Annotated in this window: 17 protein-coding genes; 8 read left to right on the forward strand and 9 right to left on the reverse strand. The window is 54.3% G+C overall.

The genetic code is table 11. The features are described from left to right. Nucleotides 1–199: 199 nt before the first annotated feature. Nucleotides 200–1,330: a lactonase family protein gene (locus tag LAO76_17120; GenBank protein MBZ5492645.1), complete on the forward strand. Its 1,131-nt coding sequence runs from the start codon at nucleotides 200–202 to the stop codon at nucleotides 1,328–1,330. A 378-nt stretch (nucleotides 1,331–1,708) separates the two neighbouring features. Continuing rightward, complete coding sequence (locus tag LAO76_17125; GenBank protein MBZ5492646.1) at nucleotides 1,709–3,508, forward strand: SpoIIE family protein phosphatase; 1,800 nt, start codon at nucleotides 1,709–1,711, stop codon at nucleotides 3,506–3,508. Between the two features lie 315 nt (nucleotides 3,509–3,823). Here LAO76_17125 and LAO76_17130 read toward each other — a convergent pair whose 3' ends face one another. Further along, nucleotides 3,824–4,087 carry a hypothetical protein gene (locus LAO76_17130; protein MBZ5492647.1) on the reverse strand — a complete coding sequence of 88 codons (264 nt, stop codon included), beginning with the start codon at nucleotides 4,085–4,087 and terminating at the stop codon, nucleotides 3,824–3,826. Nucleotides 4,088–4,432: 345 nt separating this feature from the next. Here LAO76_17130 and LAO76_17135 point away from each other — a divergent pair, with 345 nt between their 5' ends. Beyond that, the gene (locus tag LAO76_17135) at nucleotides 4,433–4,852 is read left to right on the forward strand and encodes a hypothetical protein (protein MBZ5492648.1); all 420 of its coding nucleotides are present in this window, start codon (nucleotides 4,433–4,435) and stop codon (nucleotides 4,850–4,852) included. 129 nt (nucleotides 4,853–4,981) lie between these two features. Here LAO76_17135 and pckA read toward each other — a convergent pair whose 3' ends face one another. Together pckA and LAO76_17145 are read right to left on the reverse strand one after the other, a co-directional pair. After that, the gene (gene pckA / locus LAO76_17140) at nucleotides 4,982–6,574 is read right to left on the reverse strand and encodes a phosphoenolpyruvate carboxykinase (ATP) (protein ID MBZ5492649.1); all 1,593 of its coding nucleotides are present in this window, start codon (nucleotides 6,572–6,574) and stop codon (nucleotides 4,982–4,984) included. Between the two features lie 73 nt (nucleotides 6,575–6,647). Continuing rightward, nucleotides 6,648–7,022, reverse strand: coding sequence for a hypothetical protein (locus LAO76_17145; protein ID MBZ5492650.1), 375 nt, complete (start codon nucleotides 7,020–7,022; stop codon nucleotides 6,648–6,650). Between the two features lie 171 nt (nucleotides 7,023–7,193). Here LAO76_17145 and LAO76_17150 point away from each other — a divergent pair, with 171 nt between their 5' ends. From LAO76_17150 to rpmB, 5 genes are all read left to right on the forward strand, one after another. Next, a complete protein-coding gene (locus LAO76_17150; protein MBZ5492651.1) occupies nucleotides 7,194–8,183 on the forward strand; it encodes an NAD(P)H-quinone oxidoreductase in 990 nt (329 codons plus the stop codon). Nucleotides 8,184–8,271: 88 nt separating this feature from the next. After that, nucleotides 8,272–8,466 carry a hypothetical protein gene (locus LAO76_17155; protein ID MBZ5492652.1) on the forward strand — a complete coding sequence of 65 codons (195 nt, stop codon included), beginning with the start codon at nucleotides 8,272–8,274 and terminating at the stop codon, nucleotides 8,464–8,466. A 243-nt stretch (nucleotides 8,467–8,709) separates the two neighbouring features. Next, nucleotides 8,710–9,807: an acyltransferase gene (locus LAO76_17160; protein MBZ5492653.1), complete on the forward strand. Its 1,098-nt coding sequence runs from the start codon at nucleotides 8,710–8,712 to the stop codon at nucleotides 9,805–9,807. Nucleotides 9,808–9,853: 46 nt separating this feature from the next. Next, nucleotides 9,854–10,078: a hypothetical protein gene (locus LAO76_17165; GenBank protein MBZ5492654.1), complete on the forward strand. Its 225-nt coding sequence runs from the start codon at nucleotides 9,854–9,856 to the stop codon at nucleotides 10,076–10,078. 116 nt (nucleotides 10,079–10,194) lie between these two features. Then, a complete protein-coding gene (rpmB, locus tag LAO76_17170; protein MBZ5492655.1) occupies nucleotides 10,195–10,404 on the forward strand; it encodes a 50S ribosomal protein L28 in 210 nt (69 codons plus the stop codon). A 193-nt stretch (nucleotides 10,405–10,597) separates the two neighbouring features. Here the strand turns inward: rpmB and LAO76_17175 are convergent, their stop codons facing one another. From LAO76_17175 to LAO76_17200, 6 genes are all read right to left on the reverse strand, one after another. Beyond that, nucleotides 10,598–11,209 carry a hypothetical protein gene (locus LAO76_17175; GenBank protein ID MBZ5492656.1) on the reverse strand — a complete coding sequence of 204 codons (612 nt, stop codon included), beginning with the start codon at nucleotides 11,207–11,209 and terminating at the stop codon, nucleotides 10,598–10,600. Between the two features lie 160 nt (nucleotides 11,210–11,369). Then, nucleotides 11,370–12,008: a hypothetical protein gene (locus tag LAO76_17180; GenBank protein MBZ5492657.1), complete on the reverse strand. Its 639-nt coding sequence runs from the start codon at nucleotides 12,006–12,008 to the stop codon at nucleotides 11,370–11,372. An 18-nt stretch (nucleotides 12,009–12,026) separates the two neighbouring features. Beyond that, nucleotides 12,027–12,416 carry a RidA family protein gene (locus tag LAO76_17185; protein MBZ5492658.1) on the reverse strand — a complete coding sequence of 130 codons (390 nt, stop codon included), beginning with the start codon at nucleotides 12,414–12,416 and terminating at the stop codon, nucleotides 12,027–12,029. 158 nt (nucleotides 12,417–12,574) lie between these two features. Further along, complete coding sequence (locus LAO76_17190; protein ID MBZ5492659.1) at nucleotides 12,575–14,815, reverse strand: bifunctional (p)ppGpp synthetase/guanosine-3',5'-bis(diphosphate) 3'-pyrophosphohydrolase; 2,241 nt, start codon at nucleotides 14,813–14,815, stop codon at nucleotides 12,575–12,577. 69 nt (nucleotides 14,816–14,884) lie between these two features. Then, nucleotides 14,885–15,541, reverse strand: coding sequence for an RloB family protein (locus tag LAO76_17195; GenBank protein ID MBZ5492660.1), 657 nt, complete (start codon nucleotides 15,539–15,541; stop codon nucleotides 14,885–14,887). Beyond that, nucleotides 15,522–16,910 (reverse strand): ATP-binding protein, encoded by a 1,389-nt coding sequence (locus tag LAO76_17200; GenBank protein ID MBZ5492661.1) that lies wholly within the window; start codon nucleotides 16,908–16,910, stop codon nucleotides 15,522–15,524. The genes LAO76_17195 and LAO76_17200 overlap by 20 nt, the downstream gene beginning before the upstream one ends. Between the last annotated feature and the right edge of the window lie 11 nt (nucleotides 16,911–16,921).

Raw genomic sequence — 16,921 nt, forward strand, 5'->3', positions numbered from 1 at the left:
GCGGCGCAAGGCAGCATCTGGTCCGTCGATCCTCGGGAACAAGCGCCTGAATCCATTGTCCCATGAATGCTCTTGAAAAGACTCCCAAAACAGGCACAACCGCAGGTTACGTTGGGTGAAGCACCTGAACACGCGCCCGGCTCTCCCGCGCGCCACCACGGCTGCAATAAGTCAGTTAATAGGGGCAACTCGGGATCAATTGAGAACGTCCATTCAGCAGCTCTGCTTCTCCTGGCCGAGGTCTTATGCAATCGACTGTCTTCTTCAGCAGCACGGCTCGAATCTTGTTTTCATCAATAATGTTCCTGGCTGGTTGCGGCGGGTTGTCAAAAACAACTTTGCAATAAATGCTTTTTCCGCGAACTCCAACGGGCAACTCACGCCCGTTCCGGGTTCGCCTTTCCTAGCGAACGTGGAGGCTATCGCGGCAAATGGAAAGTATCTGTTTGGTACTGACGGGAGCAGCATCAATTCGTTCTCTATCGCTTCCAACGGGGCGCTTACCCAGGTCTCATCCATTAACGGCCTGCAATTCAATCCACATGGCGGGCTTTCTAATCTGTTCCTGGATCGTACCGGCACAACTTTGTACTCTGTACACTCTCTTATCGATGGCGCAAATGACGGCTATGAGTCGTACAGCGTTGACCACTCCACCGGAGCCCTGAGTTACCTCGGCGCTACATTCACCGGCTGCTGCGGCGACGGGCCCTTGAGCTTCATGGAAAACAATCTCTATGGATACACCACGAGTTGTTTTCACGGTTTTTCGGAGATATCGAGGTTCAAGCGGAATAACGATGGAACCCTTACCCCTTCTGGCGGTGCGATTGATTTTCCGGATCCCAACCATCTTTGTCCCGGGATGGTGGCAGCAGGCCCTACCAGTAACTTGGCCGTCTCTTTCGGCGCTGATGCCGGTCCCGGCGTTCCACCGCAAGACAGCGGCGTAGTGCTCGCGGTATACACCGTTGATGGTTCCGGAAGTTTGACCACGAACAGCACGGTTGCGAATATGCCGCAGACTGCTGTCGGCACGAACATCGTCATGTCGCCGTCGGGAAAATTCCTTGCTGTAGGGGGAAGTTCAGGTTTAGAGGTATTTCACTTCAATGGAGCTGACCCGATTACGCTGTTTACTGGGCTACTGATGAACGATCCGGTAGACCAGATCAGTTGGGACAATGGCAATAACTTTTACGCGATAAGTCGGTCCACCAGCAAACTGTCAGTATTTACGGTGCCTGCCACGAGCGTAACTCAGGCTTCCGGCTCACCCTACACAATAATCAACCCGACGGCCGTTGTCGTTGTACCCAGAACTCCGTAGTGCGTTGCGCGACGATGAAGCGCGGACACGCCGCGGTGCGCGTTGCCTTTTCTCTCTCCTTTTCCGTCAAGGAGAAGACCAGCCCCTCCAGAGTTCCGGCGTCTTTATCTGATTGAGAGCAGCGATTCTCTATTTTGGTGCGTACAGGTAACAGGCGATAGGTTTGCTCGTGCGTCTTGAAGCATGAAAAAATCAATCTCGTCGCCATTCCCGCTTCACAGGTACTCTAGTTTCCCCAACCCCTTGCTTTTTCTTTACATTCCGGGTACCTCCTTCATAAACTAGCCTTACTCTTTCCGTGAAGTTTTCAGGAATCCCGGTAAACTTGGGACAGGTATTTTGTCCCTTTTTCCGGTTTCCGGCCGGGAAACGGGCTCGATGGGCGCCATTAGCGTGATAAAGACAAAGGTACAGGGCAAGAACTACGTAAATGCGTTTGCCAGCGCCGTGGCAGCGCTCAGCCGCGCCGGAGAAGATCTTACCGCCCGCGTGCTGGAAATGCTGGTCAGTGACTTTGACGCTGCCCGCGCCGAGCTCTGGCTGTGGGACGCATCTTCCGGCTCCTGTTATCTCACGCACGCGCAGGGCACGGCTGCCACGCATCGGCTTGACTATGCCGCCGCCGGCGCCGGAGCCGTTGGCAAAATCGCCCATAACAAAACGACAATCGAAAATATTGTGCTTTCAACCTTTGGCGGTGACGATCTGGAATTTTCCCGCCAGACCGGATTGACGCACATCTCCGGATATCCTCTGCTGGCCGCCGGACAACTCGCCGGCGTGCTGGCCATTTATACGACCTCTGAAGCCCCTGAAGACCTGCTGCTGTGGTGGCGACTGTACTCTGAGATGAGCGCGGCTAAGCTCAACAACGTGCTGGCCACGCAGGAGAAAGACAAGCGCATCAACCAGCTTTCCCTGCTCTTTGAAGCCACGCGCATGCTCAACTCCACGCTCGATCTTCCTGAGCTGCTGGAGCTGATCCTGAAGATCGCTCGGACTGAGGTAAAAGCCGAGCGCGGCACCGTCTTTCTGGCCGACAACAAGCGCAAAGAGCTGTGGTCCATCGCGGCGTCCGGGCTCGACCACCAGGAAATCCGCATTCCCTTCGGCAAGAGCATTGCCGGGCAGGTGGCCATCTCTGGCGAACTCGTCAACACCGATGACGCTTACAGCCTCGAGGCATTCGACCCAAGTCTTGATCAGCGGTTGAATTATCGCACCAAGTCGCTGCTCAGTCTGCCCATCAAGCACCATTCCGGTGAGATCGTTGGCGTGCTGCAACTGCTCAACGCGCAGAGCGGCGCGTTTTCTCCCGATGACGTAGGCTTTCTCAACAAGCTCTCTGGACACATGGCTATGGCGCTGGAAAACGCCCAGATGCATCGTGACACCATGGAAAAGCAGCGCATGGAGCGCGAGCTTTCGTTGGCGCGCAGCATCCAGCATCGTCTCCTGCCGGAAGCTCCGCCCGTGGTCCCGGGCTATGACATTGCTGTGCTCAGCGATTTCTGTTTTGACGTTGCCGCCGACTATTACGACTTCATCAACCTCGGCCCGCAGTCGTTGCTTCTCGTTAGCGCCGAGGTCGAAGGCCACGGCGTTTCTTCAGCATTGATCATGGCTAATCTTCAGGCCACGCTGCGCGCGCTGGTCATGCATCTGCACTCGCTGGAAGTGCTGGCATTCTCGCTGAATGAAATGCTTTACACCTATACCAAGTCAGGCAAGCATCTCAGCGTTTTTCTCGGTCTGGTCGACACCAGAAAAAACATTCTGCAATACGTGAACGCCGGACACGTTCCTCCCATCCTGGTGCGCGGCAAGACCGGTGAAATCAAACTGCTGGAAGAAGGCGGCACTGTGATTGGCTTGTTCCCGCAGGTTGATTACACCCGCGGATCAGTCAAGCTTGAAAAAGATGATGTGCTCGTCTGCTCCACCGACGGCATCCTGCATATCTCTGACGAGCAGAAACATCAATACGGCCCCAAGCGCCTGGCTGACTGTGTGCGCCGCAATCGCGAGCGCACCTCGCAGGGAATCGTGGATTCCGTGCTGGCCGAAGTCTCAGCCTATTCCACTGCCAGCATGAACGACGATGACAAGGTGCTCATCGTGTTCAAAGTCACTGCCGATAAAGAGCCCGCAGCCGAGGAAGCAAAAAGCACTCATTAACCTTTGCGCCGACAAAGACAGAAGACCAAAGCCTTACCGCTGATTTCACGGATCACACGGATTTTCACTGATAAATCGGAGTTTGTTTCTCAATGATTCAAGATTGAGCTTTCATCGGTCTTCCACGCTAATTTAGCGAAGAAAGAACCAGAAACTTAACACTGATTAACAGGGATCGCAAAGATTGATAGATAGCCGCATATGAGGGTGATGTCAAAGGGATCGGGTAATCGTTGAAGAAAGAAAATTGACGTCCCTATAAGTGGAAATCCGGCTGATCAGTGTTATCAGCGGTAAGGCTTTGGTTTTCAGTGGTTAGCTTTTGGTTTCTTCGATCACCAGTTCCTGCTCTTTTTCCAGATAGCTCTTCCTGCGGAACCAATCCTCCATCGCCGCTTTCAATTTTTCCAGCGGCACGCGCGTCCCGATTCTCATCTCACCGTCAGCCACCGGAAGCGTGTCGTCAAAAATGGAATCGTTGGTAAAGCTGCGCATGGAAAAATTATCCAGCCACTTCATGGGACACCTTGCCAGCTTCCCATTCAACTCGTACTGCACTGAAATGTGCCGCGAATACATGCCGCTTTTCTCTCCCGTTTTGGCACTGCGCGCCAACTACCGATGGAAACGTTTATATCAATGGTTCAACCACATTCTCTGGTTTGGGACTATTCCGCTCCGCGCATCCGGCCAACAGGAAAGCCCAATTCCAGGTGCAAGCAACGCCTATCCCATTGAAAACTATTGCACATAAGTGGCATCCAGAGCGTTAAGCCTCCAGCCGCCAAAAATCCAGAGTTGCTGAAAATACAGGCTTTAGGTCTTGGGGCATGGACTTGAGTAACCAGCATTTCTGCAACGTTCGGCGCATCCTAGACACTAATACACGTACTACATAAGTAGAAGTAAAGGGAGTCCCCCAAAATGCCTGACCGCCGCTTACAAACCGATTCTACAGAACTCGTATCCCATCTTAAGGAGCTTACGACTGCGCTGACTGCCGTTCATGAAGATCTGTACTGGCTTGCCATGCAGCCCCCAAACGTTAATGACAAGCCGGCTGTTCCCGCCGCTGAACTCAACGTAGACATGCTCAGTGATCTTAAAAGTGCGGTCGATGATATGCGGCTTTTGCTCTGGCAGTACATTGAAACCGCTTCAGAAGTAAATCCTCAGCACGTGCAGGAACGGATGGACTCGCAACGCCTGCATCGCGTCACCAAATTTCTCCAGTTGTTGCGCAAGCGCCTTGCGCCTCCTTCGGCGGACGAGCAGCCCGTTTCCTTTATCGAGCGCATTAACGCCACCGTAAGCCAACACCTGGGCCGCGACAAAGCCGCCTGACTGATGACTGCCTGAGCGATGTCCGGGCAGACATCCTGAAACTGTTTCCAAAAACAAAGAGACGTGCTTTGCGGCGCGTCTCTTTTTGCTTTGAATCCTGCTTAGCAGTTACTCGTTGGCTCTCGCAGATTACTTCTTCAGTCCCGGTCCAGCGGCGCGAATATTTGCCGGCGCGTCAAACTTCTCAAAGTTCTTGGCAAAAAGAGTAGCCAGATTGGCAGCGGTCTTGTCATACGCGGCTTTGTCTTTCCAGGCATCGCGCGGCCGCAAGAACTCAGACGGCACGCCCGGTACGGACTTCGGTATGGTGAGCCCGAAAGCCGGGTCTTGTTCAAATTCAACTTTATCCAGCGCGCCTTCAATCGCAGCATTGACCATGGCACGCGTGTAAGGCAGCTTCATGCGCGCGCCCACGCCGTATGGTCCGCCAAACCAGCCGGTATTCACCAGCCAGCACTGTGAGCCGTGCTCAGTCATTCGCCGGCCCAGCATTTCCGCATACACCTTGGGCCGCAGCGGAAAGAACGGCGCTCCAAATAACGTGGAAAAATCCGGCTGCGGCTCTTCCACACCAGCTTCAGTTCCGGCCACCTTGGCCGTGTAGCCGGAGAGAAAATGATACATGGCCTGGTCCGTGGTTAGTTTGGAGATTGGAGGCAGCACGCCAAAAGCATCAGCCGTCAGGAACATCACGTTCTTTGGGTGTCCTCCGATTCCCGGAATCACGGCGCCTTCAACATAGTCCACGGGATAGGCGCAACGCGTGTTCTCCGTGAGACTGTCATCGTCATAATTTGGAACATGTGTTTCCGCATCGAGCGGAACGTTTTCCAGCACGGAGCCAAAGCGGATTGCATTCCAGATCTGCGGCTCATTTTCTTTTGACAGCTTGATGCACTTGGCGTAGCAGCCGCCTTCAAAATTGAAAATGCCTGTCGGACTCCAGCCGTGCTCATCGTCGCCAATCAGCAGGCGTTCCGGATCGGCCGAGAGCGTGGTCTTGCCAGTGCCGGAAAGTCCAAAGAAAAGTGCTGTCTGGCCGTTTTTGCCGACGTTGGCCGAGCAATGCATGGGAAAGACATTTCTCTGCGGCAGCAGGAAATTCATGATGCCGAAGATTGACTTCTTCATCTCGCCCGCGTACTTAGTCCCGCCAATCAGGATCACCTTCCGGGTGAAACTCACAAGAATGAAAGCTTCTGAGCGGGTGCCGTCGCGCTGCGGATCGCCTTGAAATTCCGGCGCTGAGACAATCGTAAATTCCGGGCGATGGGTTTTAAGCTCTTCTGCCGTAGGGCGCACAAACAGCGCGCGGGCAAAAAGATTGTGCCACGCATATTCATTGATCACCCTGATCGGCAGCCGATATTTGGAGTCTGCCCCGGCATACAGGTCCTGCACAAACAGTTCTTTGCCGCGCAGAAAAGCCACAACACGGTCAAACAGCGCGTCAAACTTTTCCTGATCAAAAGGCTGGTTTATGGCGCCCCAGTTGACCAACTCAGCGGTAATCGAGTCCTTTACCGTGAACTTGTCTTTGGGGGTGCGTCCGGTGTATTTACCGGTGTATCCAACCATCGCTCCATTGTCCGCCAGCAGCCCTTCACTCCGGCGCACTGCCTGCTCCACAAGCACGCCTGAATGGAGGTTGCGATGCACGTTACTGCCTTTGAGAAGTGTTTCCAGGGCTGAGGCTGTATCAATGGCTGGCAAAGTCGACATGGCGGAAAAATCTCCTGTTCTGTTGGGCCAGAAGGCTGGTCGCAAGCAGCGGTTTTTGGCTGGCCTAAACCGGCTAGGCCGTTTTGATCAGCGCATCCTGGGGCGCGCCAACTTCCTTTAGGACTGCATTCAAGTGTCCGAGCGATTCATCCACCGTCAACGTATACATTTCCCGGCCATGCTCATACGTGCCGGATTCAATCGCCGTCTTCAAAAAATGCCCGGCAATCTGGATGGCCAGCGGATCGGTTATGACCCGGCCGGTGCGCTCCTTGTATTCCACCCATGTTGGATGCGGCAACGCTATCCATACGGGACGCCCGCTGGCAAGAAACTTTATGTCAACAGCATCGGCGTGCCGCGTCGCAATGGCGACGATCAGGGCCTGATAAATACAGTGGAGTTGTTCTCCCGTCCAGCGGTCGGTGGCTTGAAAGTCCTCGTACATGCTGTCTAAAAATATATCGGAGTGCCTTAACTTCAGCAAATAAAAGACCCAGTAGATAAGGCTCAGCAAATATAAGGCATGGCATCTCTAGCCCGATGTGACTCTAATCACAGTCCCTCGGTGCGCGCCTTATAATCATTTTGCACGCTTAACATGCCCATGAACAACACCATGCTGGCGGTCTGGATCTCCACCTTTGGCGGCCCTGAAGTGCTGGAAATACGCACCGTTGGCAAACCCCTTATCAATGACGATCATGTTCTGGTCCGCGTCCGCGCCTCATCGCTCAACCGCGCTGACCTGCTCCAGCGCCAGGGCAAATACCCCCCACCGCCCGGCTTTCCCGCTGAGATTCCTGGCATGGAGTTCGCCGGCGAAGTTGCGGAAGTTGGTTCCTCCGTTCGCCGATGGAAGACCGGCCAGCGCGTTTTTGGCCTGATCGGCGGCGGGGCCCATGCCGAATATGTTGTCACCTATGAACATCTGCTGGCGGAAATCCCCGCGAACCTTGATTGGACTCAGGCCGCTGCCGTGCCTGAAGTCTTTATTACCGCGCAAGACGCTCTATGGACCCAAGGAAAGCTTCGCCCCGGCGAAACCATCCTGATCCATGCCGTGGGCAGCGGCGTGGGCCTGGCTGCCGTGCAACTTGCCCGCGCAATCCATGCCGTCCCTTATGGAACTTCACGCACGGCCGACAAAATTGAACAATCTAAACCGCTGGGTTTGGAAGCGGGGTTGGTCCTTCGCCAGAACTTTGACGAGCTCGCAACTTCTGCGGAAAAATGGACTGGCGGCAAGGGCTTCAACGTGCTGCTTGATCTCGTCGGTGGCCCTTACGTCAAAGCCAGCCAGAAAGCCATGGCCCATCAGGGCCGCATGATTCTTGTGGGCACCGTGGCGGGCGGCAGCTATGAGCTTGACGCTAAATATGTCATGAGCAAACGTCTTCAGATTCGCGGGACCGTCCTGCGCGCCCGCTCCATGGAAGAAAAGATTGCCGCCACCCGCCTCTTCGCCGCAGAGGTCGTGCCGCTGCTCGCCCGCGGCGTTCTCAAGCCCAACGTTGACAGCGTCTTCCCCATCTCGGATATAGGCAAGGCCCACCAGCGCCTGGAATCGAATGAGACATTTGGGAAGGTTGTGGTTGTGATGGAATAGCTCCACCCTGAATTTGGTTCATCTGAGTAATGGTTCATCTGAGTAACGATTTGGTTCATTGCCGGTAACAATGTAAACTCTATCCGCTATGACACCACCATCGCAGCACTCAGGCCGTCCGCGCTACAAGGTAGTGTTTGGAAAAGACGCTCAGGACCTGGAAGCCAAACTCAACGATCCTGTTTTCACTCCCGCCGGCTATGCAGTCACCCACCTTGCTTTCAACTCCGCCAGGGCGGAGTATCTTCTCATCCTGGAAGATGAACGCAACGACGGGCGCTGACCAACCGCCAATACACCGTCACAAAGATTTCTCCGCAACTACATTCGGGTAGCGACGCGTGGTTCCCTCCGATTGAGGCATGCGTGGCTCCGCCGCCCCTCGTGAAAGGCCTTATTGCTCCACCGATCTTCCTTTGTGTTCCTTTGTGTCCTTTGTGGTCAGGTTTTGGCGATGCACCTGCTATAACAAACTTGCTTGAACCTTCTCGACACATCCTCCGCCCGCGAGCCCGGCCTGGACCTCATGCGCGCCATTGCCGTCCTGTGGGTCATGCTCTGGCACATGCACTTTGCGCTGCGTCCCGGCATTTGGAGCGGCCCCGGAAATTACGGCTGGATGGGCGTTGATCTCTTCTTTGTCCTCAGCGGATACCTGATCGGATCACAATTGCTGCGACCATACACGCGTGGCGCCCGCCCTTCGATTGGCGGCTTTTATATGCGGCGCGCCTTCCGCGTCCTGCCCGCGTATCTAACGGTGCTGCTTTTCTACTTCGCTATTCCCGCCTTTCGAGAAGCTCCGGGGCTGTCTCCGGCATGGCAGTTTCTTACCTTCACGGAAAATTTCCGCATCGACTATCTGAATGACCGGGCCTTTTCCCACGTCTGGTCTCTGTGCGTGGAAGAGCATTTCTATCTCGTGCTGCCTCTATTGATCTTGTTGCTGATGCGCCGTCCCAGCTTCGGCAAAACCGTGGCCGTGATCCTCGGAATACTCTGCTTCGGCATCGCCATCCGGGCGTACATCTATCTCCATCAGGTGCAAGTGTTCCCCAGAGATGATGATGCCTTCGCCTTGGCCTATGTCGAAAAAATCTATTACCCTACGCACACCCGGCTCGATGGTCTTCTGGTCGGCGTGACCCTTGCGACGATCAAGACTTTTCGTCCCTCGTGGTGGCAGCGTGCCATGTCCCACGGCTACCTATTGCTGGTAAGTGGACTCGCGCTCTGCGCCTGGGCCATGTGGCTTTTCCGCGACCGTCTTTCGTTTTCAGCTTCCGTCATTGGTTTCCCTTTGCTGGCTGCTGGCCTTGGCCTGCTGATTGCATCCAGCCTGGCTCCATCCAGCCCGCTATCCAAAGTCCGGGGATTTGGCTTGATCGCGGCCTTGGCTTACAGCGCCTATCTCACCCACAAAGAGATCATCCACCTGGTTCGCATACACCTGCCACGGCTGGTCGAATCCCGCGGCTGGTTCGCCTTGTTCATTTACTTTGCCTTTAGCTTCATGGCTGCTTTCGCGCTGTATATGGCCATTGAACGGCCGTTCCTGCGCCTGCGGGAAAGGATTTCAAGGCGAGTCACCACTCCAGTGGAAAAGGTGATGACAGCCGGATAAATGTTGGCTATAAGCCAGCGTTCGTGCCAAAATCTGGTCTCCGTCCATGACCGACTGCAATCCTAATAGCGAAAGCTCGTCAGATCCGACGCCTTCACACCAGCGTTGGGACCGATGGCGTGGCAGGCTCAAATTGCTCGGGCGCTTCGTTTTGTGGCTGCTGACGCGCGGGTTCGCCACGATTCCCGACGACGACTACGGGGCCAAAAATCTCGATGGCGGTGAGCTCCAAACGCTGTTTGGCAGCGACAACGGTAAGAAAAGGCGCTGATCGAGATCGAACCGAACTTCGTTTGCGCTTACTGCTATCTTCCTGTAAAATTTACCTTTAACCACACGACCTGAAGCCCTACGGCCCTTCTGCGTCAGATATCTGGAGTCAATCGAATGGCACAAGTTTGCGACATCTGCGGCAAAGGCCCGCAATTTGGAAACAAGATCAGCCACGCTCACAACGTGAGCCGCCGCCGCTGGAACGTAAACCTGCGTCCCGTGCGCGCCCGCGTCAACGGCGCCAACAAGCGCGTCCGCGTATGCACCACCTGCCTCAAGTCCGGCAAGGTCGTGAAAGCCTCAGTGAGCAAGAAAACGGCATAATCAGCACTCCCCCTATTTCAAGCGAATCAGTTCAGCGATTTTTAAAGATCAAAAAGGCTTCCTTATTCCGGGGAAGCCTTTCATTTGTCCTGAGATTATCAGAGCGTTTTGCGAACCTCTCTACGCTCGGCCAGACAAGTTCACACCTGATATGTACGGGCTGAATGCTGACCGCTGACTACTGAATGCTTCTTCAGAACCGCAGCACGATTCCGCCGCCGGCCAGGATGTTGTGATGATGCAATCCACTGCTTGTCGAGAAGACTCCGAAATCCGGGTCGCCGGTGACGAAGTCACGCACTTCTGCGCGGAAACCCAACAGCGGCAATCCAGTCTTGAAATCAAGCCCGCCGCCGTACTGGAGCGCGGCTTTGTTTTGCGTCGTGTTTGCGGTGTCCAGAGAATAGTGCGCCCATCCACCGCCAATGCTTACCCAGGGTGAAATCGGCGAAACGGGCAGCAGCTTCAGCCGGACTCCTGGCGTGATGAATACTGTGGAAAGGTTGTCCACCACGGTTCCCGGCGTGCTGGCAAGCGTAAGCTTCTGCGATGTAATTCCCGCTATTGGCAATTCCACGCTTAGAGAAGCCACATGGGCGTTCAGCACCCGCACCCCGAGTTCACCTTCCAGAAACAGGTGATGGTCGGTTTTTACAGTATCTGTAAGCGTTAGCGACGGAGCAAGAAAAGTCTCTTTCGTATCGGAAACAAACGATCCGCCCACCACAAACGCCGCATCCGCTTTCTGCGCCATCGCGAACGTTGAGGCGCACAATATGACAAACAAAATGGAATAACGCTTCATTCAGAAGCTCCTTTAGCTGGCATTAAAGTTTTTAGTTGGCTCTCCCACCTGAGATGCAGAATTCGTTGCCTGCGGAACAAGAAAACACAGCGCCGGAGAGGAAGTTCCGGTAACCAAAGGTCATGCCGGAAAGATTGCCGCGATTTCGAAATGGACTCTTTTAGAACCGCAATACGATTCCACCGCCGGCCAGCACATTGTGTCTCCGCCCAAGGCTTGGCGAGCCGGCGGTCTGTATGCTCACGATCCCGAAATCCGGCTGGCCGGTAGTGAAATCCCGCACCTCGGCACGGAAACCCAGCAGCGGGATTCCTGTCTTGATGTCCACTCCCCCGCCAAACTGCAGCGCTCCCTTGTTCATCGACGAACCGGCCAGGTTGTAATGCGCCCAGCCTCCACCAATGCTGGCCCAGGGAGAAACGGGAAATCCCGGCGCGAACTTCACCCGCAGCGATGGCGTGACAAACACACTGGAAAGTTTCAGCTGAGTGCCTGATGGAGCGCCGGAAAAATTGATGGATGCCGAAGGTATGCCGGCCACCGGCACTTCCAGATGAAGAGATGCCACTCTGAAATTTGCCAGGCGGACGGCCCCTGTTCCTTCATAGAACACATGAGTGTCGGTCCGGAAATTAAAGGCCAGCGGACATGGAATTGTGCAGGTCACTCCGGGCGCCACGTGGTCCTCGGAGACAAAAGCCCCGCCAGCCACAAAAGACACGTCGGCTTTTTGCGCCAGACAAAGGGTTGAAAATGTGGTGAACAAAAACAGGGTGATAGCGAATCGCCTAAGGAACATTGCTCCTCCGGTGGTGATTTACGCCAGCGCAATCACGTCAATCTCCACCGCGACGTCCTTCGGCAGGCGTGCTACTTCCACCGTGGAACGTGCCGGCGGCGCGTTCTTGCAGGTTTTTCCGTATACCTCATTCATCTGCCCAAACTCTGCCATGCTCCTCAAAAAGACGCTTGTCTTCACCACTTTTTCCCAGCTGCTGCCCGCGGCCTGAAGAATTGCCGTCAGGTTTTTCAGCACCTGCTCCGTCTGCGCCTCAATCCCGCCTTCAATCAGGTTTCCGGTCGCCGGATCAATGGGAATCTGCCCGGAGATAAAAAGAAATCCATTGGCTTTGATTGCCTGCGAATATGGTCCGATTGCTTTCGGTGCATTGGGAGTTGAAACCACGTCTCGAGTAAAGCCGCTCATTTATTTCCTCCGAAGATTCTCGCCGCTGATTTGCCAACCTCAGTATTTAGTATTTGGTACTTAGCCGGAAGCTTATGATCTGTGTTGCCACTCTGCAAAATGTCCTTCATCTTCCAAGGCCAAGCTAAATACCAAGTACTAAATACTAAATACTGCCTTCACACCTTATTCAATCTCTGCACATCGTGTATCCCCGGGATCTTCCTCAACCCGCCGATCACGCGCTCCAGGTGCTTCACGTCTTCAATATCAATCACAATATCGATCGTTGCCTGGCTGTCGGCGGTGCGCGCCTCAATGTTGCGGATGTTGGTATTGTCGTCAGAGATCACGGCGGTGAGCTGCTTCAGCATCGCCGGACGGTCGTCGCAGAAAACCGTCAGCTTCACCGGATACGTTCCGCGACCATCTGTCTTGTCGATCTTAAGCGGCTTGGCCCATTCCACAGCAATGCGGCGATCCGCTTCATACATCAGGTTGTTCACGTTCGGGCAGCTCACCGCGTGCACGGCTACGCCTTTGCCCCGTGTCACGTAGCCCACAATCGCTTCACCGCGAATCGGATTGCAGCATCGCGCGCGATACACCAGCAGATCGTTATAGCCTTTTACCTTGATCGCGCCCGTGTCCGCGCTCTGTCCAAACACACGACGGATCACAGTGCCCAGCGTGCTGCCGGCCTTCGGCGCTTCTTCCGCGGCAGGCGTCTGCTCGGAAATTTCCGGTGATAGCTTGGCCAGCACCTGCCGTGCGGAATATTTTCCGTAGCCGATTCCCGCCAGCAGGTCCTGTCCGCCGCCCAGGCCGTATTCCTTGGCGATGGCGTCCATTGTCTTCTCGTTAAAATCTTTCAGCGCCAGCCGATATTTGCGCGCCTGCTTTTCCAAAAGCTTTTTCCCGATCTCAATGGCCCGCTCACGCTGATGAATGTTCAGCCAGTGCCGTATCTTATTGCGCGCGCGCGTGGACTTGGCAAAGCCCAGCCAGTCGCGGCTGGGATTGTGTCCCGGCTGCGTCATGATCTCCACCACGTCGCCATTGCGCAGCTTGTTCCGCAGCGGCACAATGCGCCCGTTCACCTTGGCGCCGACGCATGAGTGTCCCACCTCAGTGTGAATGGCATAGGCAAAATCAATTGCGCTGGCATCGCGCGGTAAAATCACCACCTTGCCCATGGGCGTGAAGCAGTAAACCTCTTCCGGGTAGAGATCGACCTTCAGCGTGGAAAGAAATTCGTTGGGGTCTTTAACGTCCTGCTGCCACTCCACGACCTGCCGCAGCCATGCGAGCCGCTGCTCATCTTTGGCGCTTACCGGGCTGCCGTCTTTGTACTTCCAGTGCGCCGCGATGCCTTCTTCCGCCATCTTGTGCATCTCTTCCGTGCGGATCTGCACTTCAAACTGGTGGCCATCTTCGGTGATCACCGTCGTGTGGAGTGACTGATAAAGATTCGGCCGCGGCATGGCGATGAAATCTTTAATCCGTCCCGGCACCGGACGCCACATTTGATGGATCGCGCCCAGCACGGTGTAACAATCCTTGACTGACTTGGTGATGATGCGGACAGCCAGCAAGTCATAAACCTGATCGACGGTAATGCGCTGCCGCAATAGTTTCTGGTGAATGCTGTAAAGCCGCTTGATCCGGCTTTCCACCTTGGCGTCAACGCCATTTTCCGTAAGCTTCTGTTGCAGTATTTTTACCAGTTTGGCCAGAAACGCTTCACCGGCTTTGCGGCGCTTCTCCACCGCTGTCCGCACCTGGTCATAGCCGATGGGATCAACATAACGGAATGAAAGATCTTCCAGCTCGCCGCGCACCTTGCCCATGCCCAGCCGATGCGCCAGCGGCGCATAAATTTCCAGCGTTTCTTTCGCCACCTGCTGCCTGCGCTCTTCCGGCAGGTGCTTGAGCGTGCGCATATTGTGCAGGCGGTCGGCCAGCTTGATCAGCACCACGCGGATGTCATCCACCATGGCCAGTACCATCTTGCGCACGTTCTCTGCCTGGCGCTCTTCGCGACTGGCCAGATTAATTTTGTCGATCTTGGTAACGCCTTCAACAATGTGGACTACCTGATCGCCAAACTCGCGGCGTATGTCTTCATGCGTTACCGGCGTGTCTTCAATTGCGTCATGCAGCAGCCCGGCGGAGATGGCCGTGGAATCCAGCTTCATGTCCGCCAGCACCAATGACACTTCCAGCGGATGAATCAGGTATGGCTCGCCGGAAGCGCGCGTCTGTCCCTGATGATGTTTGAGAGAAAAATCGTAGGCCTTGCGGATGATTTCCAGATCGTCAGAAGGGCGGTTTTCGGCGACCTTGGCCAGCAGTTGCTGGAACTTACCATTCAGCAGCTTCAGCTCTTTTTGCGAAGCGGGCTGCGGGTTTGTCGCCATGTTCAATTATAGCGTGAAAAAATGCGGACTTTGCACGGACGAGCGCTTAGCCAGCCGCTCGATGCGCGGCTACCTGCACAGGCCTTTCAGTTCATCAGGAAGCTGCAGCGGGAGCGCTTTCGCTGCAATTGCTTCCCACAACTGATACACCCTACTGGTGTTTTCAGCGGGAACCTCTCCACCTGCAACCGTTTGATCAAGCCTTCTTGCTCGCATACAAGCCGCTGCGACTGATACGAGTGGAAAATCCTTCTGCCTCAGATTCGCCTTATTGTATTGCCCCAGCTGAGAACGTAGCGCCGCCTCGACATCTGCTGCAGTTGAAAGACCGCGGACCGCCGCCTCTTCGACGTGGTGCAGTAGCAACCACAGCTCGAAGCATGGTTTGCTTACGGCAATATTCACCCCACTCTTACGGGCCTGAGTAATCGCTGCGAGAAAGCTTTTTATGTGATTTCCTTGTGCACAGTGGTCGATATCGATAACCATCCATAGTTCGTCGTCATCTTCGTGTTCAAATCCCAGCAAACGTGTTAATACGTGCTCCGCGACGGAGGTACCATCAATGGTCGGAACCACGTGAACCTGCACTCTCGGAACTCTGTAAAACTCGAAGTATTGCCTTGGCGCATATGTATCATCGCAGGCCACAATAAAGAGCCTGTCGTCCCGAAGGCTGTCGCGGTCTCTAGCTAGTGGTCTCGGCTTACGCTGTACAAGGCTCATTCGCGTTACCCTTTTCAAGCAGCAAACGGTTGATATCCCCCATGAAAGGTACTGCGCCAAACCTTCCTTGCAAGTAATGCTTGCGAATCTCCAGATCCTTACGAACTTTAAAATCCGCCAACGAATACAGCCGTGTAGCGGCTCCTGAATCTTTCTCGGCAAACCAAATCTCATCCCGGCGAAGCAGTTCTAAATCCAATAGATTTGACTCGTGAGTGGTAACAATAACTTGACCCAATCTACCTTTACAGGATTTTAAAAATAGCTGTAGAAAATTCACGACCAATATCGGATGCAAGCTGCGATCAATTTCGTCGATTAGGTATACTGCACCGCTGGTTTTCATATGGTGCAAAGCGGGCATAAGGTTGAGGAGACGCCGAGTACCATCCGACTCATCTGCAAGCTCCAATGTTATCTCCTTGCCCGCAAGATCCTGATGCGCTGCTTGGATTGTGATCAAGTAGAAATGCTTCTCTTCCGACCGCTCGATTAGGAGTTCGTTCCCTTCACTTAAGCGGACAATGGCCATGTCATCATCACTTTCAGCAATGCTTTTTAACACACTGGAAAAGGTATCGGCGGGTAGAAAAGTTCTAAGATCATCTTCTGCGATTTCCGCTTTCGAAATTTTCAGGTGATCGACTCCCGTAGAAGACAATCGCAAAAAATCGTCGGCGAATTCTTTAAAATGCGAATCGCGTGCGAGGAGATCCCCTAGCGTACGAAATGAAGCAGTAGGGGCTATCAGATTCAAGCCAGAATTAAACCATTCCAAGATCGCATTTAGCTCTTCGCCATAGTCGGGGGCTTCGAGCGTGGCGTAAATCGTGGCTAAGAATGACTGATTCTGGGGGCCACCCACTGTGGCTAGGGCGCGCAATTTTTCGCCGGCGTTCTTGATGCCCTGAGCATCGATTGTCACTTTTCCATGCTCGTCAGTTATCCTCTCATACAGAGTTTTTTCCCGGCTGCCATCGATCTCTAATAACCATTCTTCTGTAATTCTTTGGTCGTTTAATTTCAGGCCGAAACGGAACAGCTTTTCTCCCGCAATGAACTGCAAATCAAAACTAGAAAGCTCCCCATCTACACCTCCAAAGCGGAACGCCTCTCTTCCGGTTCCACTGTTCCTCTCCCTAGCCTTAAGAGCCGCCGACCTTAGATAGCGAAGCGCCTTGAAAAGGTTCGATTTACCAGCTCCATTAGCCCCATAAAGGACAGCTGTACGTAGAACACGCTCTTTAGAGCCTGGAATTGGAATTGCATGATCTTCGTGACTCCCCGCCAATCGATTACTCGCTACGAGAGAAAATGTCTCTTCCGACTGAAAAGAACGAAAGTTAGACACAGAGAACGAAACGATCATAGCCAGCCTCC

The sequence above is a fragment of the Terriglobia bacterium genome (assembly GCA_020072645.1).
Classification (GTDB): domain Bacteria; phylum Acidobacteriota; class Terriglobia; order Terriglobales; family Acidobacteriaceae; genus Angelobacter.

Excerpts from the sequence above, each read along its gene's own strand:
- rpmB (MBZ5492655.1), top strand. The coding sequence starts at position 10,195 with ATGGCACAAGTTTGCGACATCTGCGGCAAAGGCCCGCAATTTGGAAAC.
- LAO76_17165 (MBZ5492654.1), top strand. The coding sequence starts at position 9,854 with ATGACCGACTGCAATCCTAATAGCGAAAGCTCGTCAGATCCGACGCCT.
- LAO76_17155 (MBZ5492652.1), top strand. The coding sequence starts at position 8,272 with ATGACACCACCATCGCAGCACTCAGGCCGTCCGCGCTACAAGGTAGTG.
- LAO76_17125 (MBZ5492646.1), top strand. The coding sequence starts at position 1,709 with ATGGGCGCCATTAGCGTGATAAAGACAAAGGTACAGGGCAAGAACTAC.
- LAO76_17130 (MBZ5492647.1), bottom strand. The coding sequence starts at position 4,087 with ATGTATTCGCGGCACATTTCAGTGCAGTACGAGTTGAATGGGAAGCTG.
- LAO76_17195 (MBZ5492660.1), bottom strand. The coding sequence starts at position 15,541 with ATGAGCCTTGTACAGCGTAAGCCGAGACCACTAGCTAGAGACCGCGAC.
- pckA (MBZ5492649.1), bottom strand. The coding sequence starts at position 6,574 with ATGTCGACTTTGCCAGCCATTGATACAGCCTCAGCCCTGGAAACACTT.
- LAO76_17180 (MBZ5492657.1), bottom strand. The coding sequence starts at position 12,008 with ATGTTCCTTAGGCGATTCGCTATCACCCTGTTTTTGTTCACCACATTT.
- LAO76_17145 (MBZ5492650.1), bottom strand. The coding sequence starts at position 7,022 with ATGTACGAGGACTTTCAAGCCACCGACCGCTGGACGGGAGAACAACTC.
- LAO76_17175 (MBZ5492656.1), bottom strand. The coding sequence starts at position 11,209 with ATGAAGCGTTATTCCATTTTGTTTGTCATATTGTGCGCCTCAACGTTC.
- LAO76_17200 (MBZ5492661.1), bottom strand. The coding sequence starts at position 16,910 with ATGATCGTTTCGTTCTCTGTGTCTAACTTTCGTTCTTTTCAGTCGGAA.
- LAO76_17185 (MBZ5492658.1), bottom strand. The coding sequence starts at position 12,416 with ATGAGCGGCTTTACTCGAGACGTGGTTTCAACTCCCAATGCACCGAAA.
- LAO76_17135 (MBZ5492648.1), top strand. The coding sequence starts at position 4,433 with ATGCCTGACCGCCGCTTACAAACCGATTCTACAGAACTCGTATCCCAT.
- LAO76_17150 (MBZ5492651.1), top strand. The coding sequence starts at position 7,194 with ATGCTGGCGGTCTGGATCTCCACCTTTGGCGGCCCTGAAGTGCTGGAA.
- LAO76_17160 (MBZ5492653.1), top strand. The coding sequence starts at position 8,710 with ATGCGCGCCATTGCCGTCCTGTGGGTCATGCTCTGGCACATGCACTTT.
- LAO76_17190 (MBZ5492659.1), bottom strand. The coding sequence starts at position 14,815 with ATGGCGACAAACCCGCAGCCCGCTTCGCAAAAAGAGCTGAAGCTGCTG.